This window comes from Solibacillus sp., from assembly GCF_040273735.1.
In the GTDB taxonomy this organism is placed as follows: Bacteria; Bacillota; Bacilli; order Bacillales_A; family Planococcaceae; genus Solibacillus.
On record NZ_JBELZM010000002.1, the window covers coordinates 170,538 to 184,338 of the forward strand.

12 protein-coding genes are annotated in these 13,801 nt (G+C 38.9%); 10 read left to right on the top strand and 2 right to left on the bottom strand.

Annotated features, from left to right (window positions below):
* Positions 1–31: 31 nt before the first annotated feature.
* A complete protein-coding gene (locus ABS917_RS02975) occupies positions 32–607 on the top strand; it encodes a ComE operon protein 2 (RefSeq protein ID WP_079527928.1) in 576 nt (191 codons plus the stop codon).
* A complete protein-coding gene (locus tag ABS917_RS02980; protein ID WP_350477604.1) occupies positions 576–2,894 on the top strand; it encodes a DNA internalization-related competence protein ComEC/Rec2 in 2,319 nt (772 codons plus the stop codon). The genes ABS917_RS02975 and ABS917_RS02980 overlap by 32 nt, the downstream gene beginning before the upstream one ends.
* A gap of 51 nt (positions 2,895–2,945) precedes the next feature.
* On the opposite strand, the gene ABS917_RS02985 is transcribed toward ABS917_RS02980, so the two are convergent.
* Positions 2,946–3,119 (bottom strand): YqzM family protein, encoded by a 174-nt coding sequence (locus tag ABS917_RS02985; RefSeq protein WP_079527924.1) that lies wholly within the window; start codon positions 3,117–3,119, stop codon positions 2,946–2,948.
* Positions 3,120–3,363: 244 nt separating this feature from the next.
* Here ABS917_RS02985 and holA point away from each other — a divergent pair, with 244 nt between their 5' ends.
* The gene (gene holA / locus ABS917_RS02990; protein WP_350477605.1) at positions 3,364–4,374 is read left to right on the top strand and encodes a DNA polymerase III subunit delta; all 1,011 of its coding nucleotides are present in this window, start codon (positions 3,364–3,366) and stop codon (positions 4,372–4,374) included.
* 72 nt (positions 4,375–4,446) lie between these two features.
* Here the strand turns inward: holA and rpsT are convergent, their stop codons facing one another.
* Positions 4,447–4,695: a 30S ribosomal protein S20 gene (gene rpsT, locus ABS917_RS02995; RefSeq protein WP_079527920.1), complete on the bottom strand. Its 249-nt coding sequence runs from the start codon at positions 4,693–4,695 to the stop codon at positions 4,447–4,449.
* Between the two features lie 164 nt (positions 4,696–4,859).
* Between rpsT and gpr the strand changes: the two genes are divergently transcribed.
* The 7 genes from gpr to ABS917_RS03030 all read left to right on the top strand — a co-directional run bounded on the left by gpr (position 4,860) and on the right by ABS917_RS03030 (position 13,788).
* Complete coding sequence (gene gpr / locus ABS917_RS03000) at positions 4,860–5,894, top strand: GPR endopeptidase (RefSeq protein ID WP_350477606.1); 1,035 nt, start codon at positions 4,860–4,862, stop codon at positions 5,892–5,894.
* A gap of 84 nt (positions 5,895–5,978) precedes the next feature.
* Positions 5,979–6,800, top strand: a complete 822-nt coding sequence (spoIIP, locus tag ABS917_RS03005; protein ID WP_350477607.1) for a stage II sporulation protein P — start codon at positions 5,979–5,981, stop codon at positions 6,798–6,800.
* Positions 6,801–7,133: 333 nt separating this feature from the next.
* The gene (lepA, locus tag ABS917_RS03010) at positions 7,134–8,963 is read left to right on the top strand and encodes a translation elongation factor 4 (RefSeq protein ID WP_350477608.1); all 1,830 of its coding nucleotides are present in this window, start codon (positions 7,134–7,136) and stop codon (positions 8,961–8,963) included.
* A 91-nt stretch (positions 8,964–9,054) separates the two neighbouring features.
* Entirely contained in the window at positions 9,055–9,399 is a 345-nt protein-coding gene (locus tag ABS917_RS03015; RefSeq protein ID WP_350477609.1) for a hypothetical protein, read from the top strand.
* A 76-nt stretch (positions 9,400–9,475) separates the two neighbouring features.
* Entirely contained in the window at positions 9,476–11,011 is a 1,536-nt protein-coding gene (gene miaB / locus ABS917_RS03020; protein WP_350477610.1) for a tRNA (N6-isopentenyl adenosine(37)-C2)-methylthiotransferase MiaB, read from the top strand.
* Positions 11,008–11,445 carry a YlbF/YmcA family competence regulator gene (locus tag ABS917_RS03025; protein WP_350477611.1) on the top strand — a complete coding sequence of 146 codons (438 nt, stop codon included), beginning with the start codon at positions 11,008–11,010 and terminating at the stop codon, positions 11,443–11,445. The genes miaB and ABS917_RS03025 overlap by 4 nt, the downstream gene beginning before the upstream one ends.
* 153 nt (positions 11,446–11,598) lie before the next feature.
* Positions 11,599–13,788, top strand: a complete 2,190-nt coding sequence (locus ABS917_RS03030) for an EAL domain-containing protein (RefSeq protein WP_350477612.1) — start codon at positions 11,599–11,601, stop codon at positions 13,786–13,788.
* The last annotated feature ends 13 nt before the right edge of the window (positions 13,789–13,801 follow it).

Consider the following 13,801-nt stretch of genomic DNA (forward strand, 5'->3'; position numbering starts at 1 on the left):
GATAGGTGACAAAACATTTGGAGGTTATCATATGGAGCGAATTACTTGGGATCAATTTTTTATGGCGCAAAGTCATTTACTCGCATTAAGAAGCACGTGCAGCCGTCTTGCAGTAGGAGCGACAATTGTACGGGAAAAGCGCATTATTGCCGGCGGATATAATGGATCGATTTCAGGCGACGAACACTGTATCGAAGAAGGTTGCTACGTTGTGGACAACCATTGTGTACGCACAGTGCATGCCGAAACGAATGCATTACTGCAATGTGCAAAATATGGTACGCCATCAAATGGAGCGGATCTGTATGTCACGCATTTCCCGTGTCTGCCATGCACGAAGACGATCATTCAAGCCGGCATCAAAAATGTGTACTATGCAAAAGATTATAAAAATAATATGTACGCAATGGAACTGTTCAAAAAAGCAGATGTCCATGTTGCGCATATTCCGTTTGATGAAGCAAAAATCGACTTTCTGCAAGATGAAAAGTTCGCATTAACTGCTGAAATGCTCGAAAAGCTTCGTGAGTTAGGTGCAAGCCGTGATCAGTTGCTCCCATTAGAGGAGAAGATGCATGCTTTATTTGGTAAACTTGTTCAAGCATAACTGGATATTTTACGCCTTGTCGGTTTGTATCAGTGCACTTGCTGCATTTGAATCGGTAAGGCTTCTTTTCCTGTTTGCGTTATTGTTTGTGTTTACTCTTTATAAACGACTGGCAAACATTCATCTATTGTTTATTTTAATAGTTGGCATTGGAAGTTACATCTATTTTTCCTTTGAAGTCAATAAGCTTTCAATTCCGGTTAAACTACCGGCATTGTTAACCTGGACTGACGAGTACAATATAAATGGTGTGATGCTAAGGGGATTCATGCTTGATGAATCCGGCGATAAAGTATATGTGACCTATGAATTGAAAACTGAAAAGGAAAAACAGCGTTTCGAGGCACAGCAGCTTGCTGGTACAAGTTTTATTGTAACCGGGGAGCAAGTATCCCCATCAATTCCCGCACACCGCTATGGCTTTTCTATGGCCCGCTATTTGCAAAGCAAAAATGCAAGAGGAATCATCGAAAGTCAGCAACTTCAATATTTCCGGCAAAATAAAAACTTCGTGCAACCTATCTATGATCAGCGCTTTCGGTTAAAAAGGCATATTGAAGAAACTTTCCCGTCATCACTTGCAGCAGAAGCACAGGCCCTTTTGATCGGTTTTCAGGAAAATGTCGATGAGCAATTAAATCGCGCTTATCAAAAGCTTGGGATTACCCATTTATTCGCGATTTCGGGTTTGCATGTCGCACTTGTCTCATTCCTGTTTTTTCAATTATTGCTTCGCTTGAGGATACGTAGAGAAGTCGCTACAGTTTTTTTGCTTATTTTATTGCCTTTATATGCAATTTTAGCAGGAGGGGCACCGTCTATTTGGCGTGCAGTAAGTGTCGTGGAATTCGTCTTGCTTGCACAGTATATTCGTTGGAAAATACCGGTGGATGATGCATTGTCGCTCAGCTTTATTGTGTTTGTATTATTAGAGCCTGGTGCAGTTTTTCAAGTTGGCTTTCAGCTATCCTATTTGGCCACTTACAGCTTAGTTTATTCCAGTCGCATTTTAGCCCGCTACTCAAACTTTTGGATACAATCCTTTTACATTACGTTCGTTTGCCAAATCCTCGTTTATCCTTTATTACTGTTCCACTTTTACGAAATAAGTCTTTCTTCTTTTATCGCCAATATTTTCTTCGTCCCTCTTTTTTCATTTATTATTTTACCAGTCAATCTATTTGTCCTTGTACTGTCTTTTTTGCCATTCCCTTTTGACTCCATTCTGTTTTATATTTATGAGCCGGTGCGTACAGCGCTGACAAATTTAATTCTCTTTATTCAGCAGCCGATTGTTCAAATGTGGAACCCCGGAAAACCTTCGATTATGTGGCTTGTCATTTTATACGTTTCGGTTTTTTTCACTTTTTATTTGCTTGACCAGCAAGCACAGTTAAAGAAAGTCATCTTTGCTTTAGTACTGCCTGCCTTTTTATTTCATGTACAGCCATTTATGAACAGTGATCTGAAAATTGCCTTTGTCAACGTAAGTCAAGGGGACTGCATCATCATTGAACTGCCTCACAGAAAATCGGTCATTGTCATTGATGCAGGGGGGGTATTACGATTTGAACAGGAAACATGGAAAGAGCGCAAAACTCCTTATGAAGTTGGTCGTCAGGTTGTTGTTCCTTATTTGAAAGGGCGAGGAATCCAAACAATCGATACATTTATGCTGTCACATGCGGATGCCGATCATGTAGAGGGGGCTGAAGAAGTGTTGCGGGAAGTGATTGTAAAAGAGGTGCATGTGACACCAGATTCGATCACCAGGCCGGTTATGAACGATTTTTTGCATGAGCTAGAGAAAACAAATACAAAACTGTTCGAGAAAATGGCTGGTCATAAGTGGAAAATCGGGGAAACAGCTTTTGAATATTTATGGCCATTGGAAATCGAATATGAAGGAAATAATGATTCGCTCGTTTTATTCGTAGAGCATAAGTCATTTCGGGCATTGTTTACAGGGGATTTGGAGCAGGAAGGCGAGAGGGAGCTGATTCGGCTTTATAACGAGAAATTACGTAATATCGATCTATTGAAGGCGGGGCATCATGGCAGTAAAACATCAAGCATCGAAGAATTCATAACAATAACAAACCCTAGATTTGTCGTGTTTATGGCAGGTGAAAATAACCGCTATAATCATCCGCATATTGATGTTGTGAATCGGTTTGAGACGAAAAAAATTCCATACTCGACAACGGGATTAGACGGTACGATAGAAGTTTCTTTCTCACAAAATCAAATGTACATTGAAAAATCCAATTCTCTTTTTATGAAATAAAAAATGGGATGGTTTCTCGTTTTAACAAGAAACCATCCCACTTTAAAGGAATTACAGACGTGTAGCTGCTTCTACGATTGTTGCAATAATAAACAATACGATGAAGAATCCGCCACCGATGGCGAAACCGTAACCGGCATCTGGGAAGTCATTGCTTTTCATCGCCCGGCCACGACCTTCAAATGGGTTTTCAGCTACATAGTTTGGATCTTGATGTCCTGCCATAAGTATCCCTCCTAATCTTCAATAATTATAGAATATTCTAACTGAAAATGCTATATGAAATGCTAATTATTCCTTTTATTGGTTTATTGGTTCGGTGTATATTTCAAGAAAAATCCATAAATAAATATAGAGGAGATAAGCAACATAAATTCTTCTTCGATACTTATTGGATGTGAAACTGGACATCCTCAATAACGTAAAAAATGGTATACTTAGAACTACGAAAGTAAAGGAGGTTCCCAGTATGATAACAAAAGTATGGCAAGATTTTAAAAAGGGGAATTTCGCACCGGTTTACTTGCTTGTAGGAGAAGAATCCTATTTTGTAGATGAAACAATTAAGCAGTTGAAGGCGGCTCTTCAAAAAAATGAAGAAGCGGAAGTCATGACCTTTGACTTAAATGAACAGCCGATTGATTATGTTATTGATGAAGCGGATACCATTCCGTTTTTCTCGGAACGTAAACTAATAATAGCTAAAAATGCATCATTTTTAAAAGCGACTGAAAAAGGCAAGGAAAAGATTGACCATGATTTAAAGCGACTTGAAAGCTGGCTGCACCACCCTACAGATACAGCCATCACCATATTCATCGCGCCTTACGAAAAGCTGGATGAGCGTAAAAAAGTCACGAAGCTTATGAAAGAAAAATGTACAGTAATCGTCGCGGAAACACCCCAAAACAATGATTTGAATATATGGGTAAAGAACGAAGCTGAGCAGCATGGAAAAGCGATCACCGATGAAGCTGTCGGTAAACTGCTTGAAATGGTCGGTCCGAATATGCTCCAGCTTCAGATGGAAATAGAAAAGATGGCCTTGTATTTAGGTGAAGATTATGAAATAACACGTGAACTTGTTGAGGATTTAGTAGCGAAAACGCTTGAGCATGATGCATTTAAAATGCTGAATGCCTATTTGGACCACAATCAGGAAGAGGCACTTAAAATCTATCATGATCTTTTACGTCAAAAAGAAGAACCGATCAAACTTGTAGGCCTCTTGGCAAACAATATCCGAACAATGACCAATATTTTCTATTTGCAAAAAAAGGGGTACCATCAGCAACAGATTGCAAAACAGCTTAAAATTCATCCGTACCGGGTGCAGGTCATTTCAGGTCAAAGGAACCGTCCATCCGACCAGCGTTTACTTCAAGCGCTCTATAGTCTGGCGGAAGTAGATCTACAGCTGAAAACAACTGGTGGTAACCGTGAGCGCCATCTAGAGCTGTTTTTAATGAAGAAACTATAGAAGATTATATTCTAGGAAACAATGAAAAAAGCCAACTGTGCAGATGCACAGTTGGCTTTATAAGTTTACAAATTAAGCTTTTTTCGCTAAACGAGACTTTTTACGAGAAGCCGCGTTTTTGTGAATAAGACCTTTAGAAGCAGCTTTATCTAATGCTTTAGAAGCAGCAACTACTAATTCTTGTGCGTTTTCAGCACCTGTTGCGATCGCTTGCTCAGCTTTTTTAACTGTAGTACGCATTGCAGATTTTGCTTGTGCGTTAGCAGCGTTAGCTTTTTCGTTAACTTTTACACGTTTGATAGCAGATTTAATGTTTGGCATTTCTTTCACCTCCTAGATTTAGGTACGAGATGAGTATTTTCTCACTTATTTCATGTGTCAATACAACAAAAATCATTCTACCAAAGGATTGAAGGAATTGCAATACATAAATGCAAAGAATATTTACTTGACAGTTTGAACAAACTGAATTGTGGAGGTGCATTATGAAAAAAATTGATTGGAATCGAACAGATTTAATTGATGAAACAGCAGAAGTTGTCCAACATCAGACAAAACAGCAAAAGGAAACATTGGAACATGAACGCGGCATTCACATGGAAGAATCTCATCAAAACCGTGTAAAAATCACAAAAGTTGAAGTGAATGCTACAGGGGAAGAAAGAATAAGTAAAAAGCAGGGGACGTATATAACGTTGTCGATCCCTACATTAACTTCAGAAGACCGCCATGGCTTTGAGCAAATGCAGGAATCTTTAATCCATTACCTGCACGATTTGCATAAAGACGTAAAAATTACGGCGGATTCAAAAATTTTAGTGATAGGCTTAGGGAACAAGACGATTACCCCAGACGCAATTGGTCCTTATACAATTGATGCGATGCATAAAAAACAGTCGGAACTGGATTCACCAAAGTTTATTTTGTATGCGCCAGGTGTTACTGGACAAACAGGATTTGAGACAAGTGATTATATCCATGCATTGGCAGAAAAAATTAAGCCTGCACTCGTAATTATTATCGATGCGCTTGCAACAAGCGGAAGTGCACGTTTATGCCGGACAATTCAACTGACAGATACCGGAATCCATCCAGGAGGAGGTGTCGGCAACCATCGCAAGGAAGTTTCCAAGGAAGTGCTCGGCGTCCCGGTAACAGCAATCGGAGTTCCGACAGTAGTGGAAGCACCAATTTTAATCGCTGATGCAATCGATGTAGCATTCAGATCAATTGCGGCTAAAATACAGGAACGAGACAAACCGTCCGGTAAGCTCTCAGTAACAAGCTGGACACCTGTAAACGAGGAAGTCGATTTAACGAAAGTTGAGCCGATTTTCGGCCAGTGGGCAACATGGCCGACTGAAGATCGCAGACAATTATTTGAAGAAGTATTCAGTACCCATCCGGAGCGGTTGATGGTTACACCGAAAGAAGTCGACTTCTGGCTGAGTCAATATGCGTTTTTACTAGGTGAAAGCTTGTTTACATGGCTTGATGAAAAACAAAAAGCCGGTAATTAACCGGCAATTTATTTTCTGAACAATAAAAACTAGTTATCCGTTCTAAGTTTTACTCTTTTCCCATATTGTATTGGAGAAAGGGTGATGTGTTTGCGGAAACTAAAACGCTTCTCATTATTGTTCTTATTTTTATTTTCACTGCCTATCATTATTGGGCAATTCCCTTTTCCAAATAATGAAATGACTACACAAAAAAGTAAAAGTGAACGTCCCCACGTTGTTTATGCGGCGGCAGAGCCAATTGTAACGGTACCTGAAGAACCGAAAATTGATCCATTCAATGTACTGTTGATGTTCACACATTCACACGAGTCCTATAAACCAATCGTCAAAAAAACAAAAGGGATGCAGGCAGTTTATGATGAAGAAATGAATATCTTTTCACTTCAGGAAATGATGCAGCATTATCTTGAATTAAATGGTTTAACACCACATATTGTAGACTTTGATGTTATGACCGAAATGAAACAGCTTGATGCAACATTTCACCAAGCATACAAAGTGGCTCGACCTGTATTGGCACAGTATTTGGAAGAAAATGAATATGAACTTGTAATTGATTTTCATCGGGATTCGGCCCCTAAAAAAGTGACGACACTTACGGCAAATAATGAACAATATGCAAAAATTGCATTTGTTGTCGGCGCGGAACATCCTGCATATGAAGCGAATTTAGCTTATGCAACGATGTTGAGTGAGCAAGTGAACAGCATTGTGCCTGGTATTTCACGAGGAATTATTAAAAAGTCTGGTACTGGTGTAGACGGTGTTTATAATCAAGATCTTGCAACAAATGTATTGCTGATTGAATTTGGCGGTATCGACAATTCTGAAGAAGAACTTCAGCGAACAATGGCGATTTTAGCCCAGGCAATCCGGGTAGCTTTCGTTGAATCAGCTGCATAGGTATTAATTGGTTTACAAATAGTAGGCGGGTAGTGTAAGACACGTTGAGCAATTTCAGCACGGCTATTCGCTCCAATATGAAAAACCGCATTTCGCAAAAGTTAGGTGCGAAATGCGGTTTTCCTATTGTAGATGAGGTTCGCTGTTGTCGTTTCACTACAATTCATAGTATAATTTAAAATAAGCTATGCCTCTATTGTTCCATTACTTAAAATTGGTGGAGATAGAGGCTGTATTTTAGTAGAAAAGTAAATGGATGAATAATCTACATATGTAGTGACACCAACCCTAAAAGGGCTCAGGTGTTTTTTCTAATTAGGAGAGGAATTATACATGAACCGAGAACAACGTTTAAAACGACAAGAAAATATCCGAAATTTCTCGATTATTGCACATATCGACCACGGGAAATCAACACTTGCAGACCGTTTACTGGAATCGACGCAAACCGTTACACAACGCGAGATGAAGTCTCAGCTGCTGGATTCGATGGATCTGGAGCGTGAGCGCGGAATTACAATTAAATTAAATGCCGTACAATTGAAATATAATGCTAAAAATGGCGAGATCTATACTTTCCATCTGATCGATACACCGGGTCACGTCGATTTCACATATGAAGTATCACGTTCATTAGCGGCATGTGAAGGTGCCATTTTAGTAGTCGATGCTGCACAGGGAATTGAAGCGCAAACGCTGGCTAACGTATATTTGGCATTGGACAATGATCTGGAAATCCTACCGGTTATCAACAAAATCGACTTGCCTGCTGCAGACCCTGAGCGTGTTCGCGCTGAAGTGGAAGATGTAATTGGGCTGGACGCTTCTGAAGCAGTACTTGCATCTGCAAAAGCAGGAATTGGAATCCAGGATATTTTGGAACAGATCGTTGAAAAAGTACCTGCCCCACAAGGCGATCCGGATGCCCCGCTACAAGCATTAATTTTTGACTCTGTTTATGATGCTTATAAAGGTGTTATCATTTCAATTCGTATCGTAAATGGTACTGTTAAAGCCGGAGATAAAATCAAAATGATGGCAACGGGTGCAGAGTTTGAAGTAATCGAAGTAGGTGTTCATACACCGAAATCGATACCACAAGCTGAATTGACAGTAGGTGATGTTGGGTATTTAACAGCATCCATTAAAAATGTTCAGGACACACGTGTAGGTGATACTGTAACATATGCGGGCAGCCGTGCTGCTACAGAGCCGCTTCCGGGTTACCGTAAACTGAATCCGATGGTATATTGCGGTCTTTATCCAATTGACACAGCAAAATACAACGATTTACGTGAAGCACTTGAGAAACTGGAATTAAACGACTCTGCACTACAATATGAGGCAGAAACTTCACAGGCATTAGGCTTCGGCTTCCGATGCGGATTCTTAGGACTATTGCACATGGAAATTATTCAGGAACGTATTGAGCGTGAATTCAACATTGATTTAATCACAACTGCGCCTTCAGTAATTTATGAAGTGACAAAAACGGATGGTTCGGTATTAAAAGTCGATAACCCGTCCATGATGCCGGATCCTCAAAAAATCGACCGCATTGAAGAGCCGTACGTAAAAGCGACAATCATGGTACCGAACGATTATGTAGGTGCTGTTATGGAGCTTTGCCAGAAAAAACGCGGCAACTTCTCAGGGATGGATTACATCGATGACACACGTGTGAAAATCGTTTATGAAATGCCTTTAGCGGAAATTGTATACGACTTCTTTGATTTCCTGAAATCGAATACGAAAGGCTATGCTTCATTCGATTATGAATTAATCGGATACCAGCCTTCTAAGTTAAGCAAAATGGATATTCTATTGAACGGTGAACAAGTTGATGCGTTAAGCTTCATCGTACACAAAGACTTTGCATATGAACGCGGAAAAGTAATTGTAGAAAAATTAAAAGAGCTGATTCCACGTCAACAATTCGAAGTACCGGTGCAAGCTGCAATCGGTCAAAAAATTATTGCCCGCTCGACAATTAAATCAATGGGTAAAAACGTACTTGCAAAATGTTACGGCGGTGACATTTCACGTAAACGTAAATTACTTGAAAAGCAAAAAGCCGGTAAAAAACGTATGAAGCAAGTAGGTTCGGTAGAGGTTCCTCAAGAAGCATTTATGGCTGTACTGAAAATGGATGATAGTAAATAGTTTTTTAAAAGGCAGATAGAGCGATCTTTCTGCCTTTTGTTTTTAGATGTGAAAGTTTACTGAAATGTTTTTTGAAAATGAGGTGGGAAATATGACCGATATTTTAAATTTTTTGCATTATAAAAATGAAAAACTGGAAAGTGAATTGAATAAATTGTTTGAACGTGCCAATTCGCCGGTAAGCCGGGTAGATGCTCTGCTGGAAAACAAAGCACTGCAACTGGAGGATCACAAGCTGTTTTTGGCATTTTTAGCATATTTAGCACAGCGAAACATTGAAGCAAAACGTTTGTTTCAAGATGTTCTGCGCCTGCCAAAGCATCAATTCGAAGCAAAATATGAAATGAATTGGGCACAGGTAATCAAATTGAGTGTCACATTTTTTACAATTTTACGCGATAACGACCTGAATAGTTACAAACAGTTTATCGACTAGCTTGTAACAACCGGCAACAGTTCGCTATAATGATGAAATGAGTAAAGGTAATAAATGATAGGGGGGCAAGTAGTCGATGAATGAAGAACAACGACTAGCTAGTCAGCAGATTAAACAACCTAAGGAAGAAAAAGACTATAGTAAATATTTCGAGAAAGTATTTACGGCTCCTTCACTAAAAGACGCGAAAAAACGCGGTAAAGAAGAAGTAAAGTATCATAAGGATTTTGATATCGAAGAAAAATATTTAGGAATGGGGCAGGATCGTAAGTTTTATATTCGAACATACGGCTGTCAAATGAATGAGCATGATACTGAAGTAATGGCTGGTATTTTCATGCAGCTTGGCTATACACCTACTGAAATGATTGAAGAAGCGGATGTTGTTTTACTAAACACGTGCGCAATCCGTGAAAATGCGGAAAATAAAGTATTCGGTGAGCTAGGCTTCCTGTTAAAATATAAACGTAAAAATCCGGAAATGCTGATCGGTGTTTGCGGATGTATGTCGCAAGAAGAATCTGTCGTAAACAAAATATTAAAACAGTATCAGCATGTTGATATGGTGTTCGGGACACATAATATCCACCGATTACCGAATATTTTACACGATGCCTATATGTCTAAGGAAATGGTTGTCGAAGTATGGTCAAAAGAAGGCGATGTCATCGAAAACCTTCCGAAAAAACGTCTTGGTTCGATTAAAGCCTGGGTGAATATTATGTACGGCTGCGACAAGTTCTGTACATATTGCATCGTTCCGTACACACGAGGCAAGGAACGTTCACGCCGCCCTGAAGAAATTATTCAGGAAGTGCGTGAATTGGCCGCACAAGGCTATAAAGAAATTATGCTTTTAGGCCAAAATGTCAATGCATACGGGAAAGACTTTGATGATATCGAATACCGACTCGGTGATTTAATGGACGAACTCCGTAAAATCGATATTCCGCGAATCCGCTTTACGACAAGTCATCCGCGCGACTTTGATGACCATTTAATCGAAGTACTGGCAAAAGGCGGCAATCTCGTTGACCATATCCATTTACCGGTACAGTCGGGTTCAAACGAAATTCTGAAAATTATGGCGCGTAAATATACACGTGAGCATTTCCTGCAATTAGTCGATAAGATTAAAGCAGCAATCCCGGGAGTAACATTGACAACTGATATTATTGTAGGCTATCCGAATGAAACAGAAGAGCAATTCCAGGAAACGCTTGATTTGTATCGTCAAGTCGGCTTTGATATGGCGTTCACGTATATTTATTCGCCTCGTGAAGGAACACCTGCTGCAAAAATGGTCGATAATGTAACAGAGGAAGAAAAGAAAGACCGTCTGCACCGTTTAAATGCGGTTGTCTCTGAGTATTCTGCAAAAGCGCTCAAAGACTTGGAAGGTCAAACAGTAGAAGTTTTAGTTGAAGGCAGCAGTAAAAGACGCGATGATGTGTTAGCTGGCTATACGCGCAAAAACCGTCTTGTTAACTTTAAGGCAGATCCAAAATATATTGGAAAGCTTGTAAATGTAAGAATTCTAGAAGCAAAATCTTACTCTTTAATGGGTGAGTTTGTAGAAGAAGTGACAAAAGAGGGGGAGTTCGTAAGATGACAACAAAATTGTATACAAAAGATGAGATTGTAGAAAAAGCAAAAGAAATTGCCCATATGATTGCGAATACCGAAGAAGTAGAATTTTTCAAAAAAGCGGAAGAACAAATTAATGAAAACCAATTTGTACGCGAAAAGATTGCCTCACTGAAAGCACTGCAAAAGCAGGCGGTTAATTTCCAGCACTTAGGAAAAGAAAAAGCGCTTAAAATGATTGAAGGTAAAATTACAGGAATTGAAACAGAAATCGACGAATTACCAGTCGTTCAACAATTCAAACAATCACAGACAGAAGTAAATGAACTATTACAATTAGTATCGAATGCCATTGCGAATAATGTCACAGATGAAGTTATTGCTTCTACAGGCGGGGATATACTAAAAGGCGAAACAGGATCGAAAGTGCGTAATAGTACACCAGGCTCATGTTCATAGAAAATTAAGGAAGATATCCCTTGTGGATATCTTTTTTTGTATGGACTTTATATTCTAAAAGTCTAACAATATGTGTAAATAATGATGTCGATATTCCTACTATGTTTTGCTATAATTTAAGTTAGTTAGAACTATATAGGAAGGACTTTACCTATGAACGAATTTGACAATCTAAATGTAAGTGATCAAGTAATGTATGTTTGGTTATGTCAGGTGGCTCGGCAGATCGATGCAGCGGTAGCAATTATTAACCCGAATAAAGGATATACAATTGAATTTGTGAACCAGATTTTTATGCAAACAACAGGATATGATGAAGGTGATGTAATCGGTTCCACACTGTCATTACTACAAGGGCCTCATACTGACATGCACAATGAGAATTCGATTCAGGAAAGTATTGAGAACGGACTTACTTTTAAAACATCGTCATTTCATTACCGAAAAGATGGTTATGCATTTTGGAACGAAGTGCGTCATTTACCAATGTTCAATCAGCAAGGAATACTTCAATATTGTGTCATCATAATGAAAGATGTAACTGACTCCATGAACATCGAGTCGTTAATTGAGCTGGAACGAGACGTCTACTTTAGTCTTGAAACAGGGCATCCGCTTGAAAATGTATTACGCAATATTTGCAAATCGGTTGAAATAACATTCGGGAAGAAATGCCACTGTTCAATCGTCCTTGTTGATGACAATGACCGGATGATTAATATTTACGGTGAAATGTGGAAAGATCTGAAAAAGCTCGATGAAAAAGTTTTATTAATGGATATTGAAGATAAAAGAAAAATAAATAAACCGCTCATCATCAAAGATTTAGAGCAGTCGGTCTATCATGAAGCCTATCGGCAGATTATTGAAAAATATCGCTTAGTTTCAATGTGGAGTCAGCCGATTTTAAATTCAGAAGAAAAAAAAATCGGCTTATTTACAATGTACTTTGAGCAACGGGCAGACCCAAAAATGATTGAAATCAAATTTATGAATCGAATTGCACCAATCGTTACACTCGCATTAAAATATTATGATCAGAAAAGTGCAATTCGCCGTCTTGCTTTTCAGGATGTTGCATCCGGATTAAATAATTATGAGCGCTTTAAAATCATTTTAAATGATTTTGCTGCAGATGGGTCGAGAGGGCATTTATATATTATTGAACCTGGAGAATATCAAAATATTATTGATTTGTATGGCCGCCAAGGCGGGGATGAAGTACTGCGTCAGCTTGCAAATCGAATTCAGAATATCTCTACATTCGGTGATTCGATCATTGCGAGATACACACATTCATCAATTATTGTAGCGACGCGGTTATCATTACGGAAAATGAATATTCCACCCAATGAAGCTGATCAGATTTTATCAGAGCCGTATTATATTGATGAAAAAGAAGTATACTTAACATTAAAAATAGGAACATCGTCTTTTAGTTCCCGTATTAATTACATAGAAGCAGTCCGCCAGGCGGATAATGCGTTATCGAGTGCGCTTAAAGTTACGGGCACTGTTATTAAAAATTTTAATATGAGTTTAATTGAGTCAGTCGAACAAGAGATGAATGTACTGGCCCATTTTACGCGCGGTCTAAAAAACAGTGAATTTTTTCCGATGCTCCAGCCGAAAGTGAACTTGGTGACAGGAGAAATCGAAAGTTTTGAAGCATTGGCACGCTGGAATTCGGCAGATTTAGGTTTTGTCTCACCAACGTTATTTATTCCGGTTGCAGAAAATACCGGTAATATCTATAAAGTAGATCTCGAAATTTTCAAAAAGGTGCTCCAATGGCAAAAACAACGTAATGATGCAGGATTGAAATTGTATCAAGTATCGATTAATATTTCACCGAGCCATTTTTATAATCCGGCATTTGTGGAAAGTTCCATAGCCCTTATAGAAAGCTATAAAATAGATCCGAAATTTATAAAATTTGAAATAACCGAAAGTGTCGAACTTGAAAATGTCTTAAGGGCAAAAAAAATAATCGATGAGTTGCAGCAGCGTGGTATTGAAACATCGATTGATGATTTTGGTGTTGGTTATTCATCACTAAGTTATTTGCAGGAATTGCCGTTTAAAGAAATTAAAATCGATAAAAGTTTCGTCGATGATATAGCGAATCCACGGATGAATGCCGTCATTAAAACCATTATTCAGCTTTCGGATAACTTGAACATGGTGTCGGTAGCGGAAGGAATCGAAACGGAAGAACAGCATCTTGAGCTGAAGCGATTAGGCTGTCAGATCGGCCAAGGCTATTATTATTATAAACCAATGCCAATTAAGCAAATTAATGAACTACTGGATAACGAAATAAAAATTTCTTTCAGGAAATGAAAATCTCATTGAA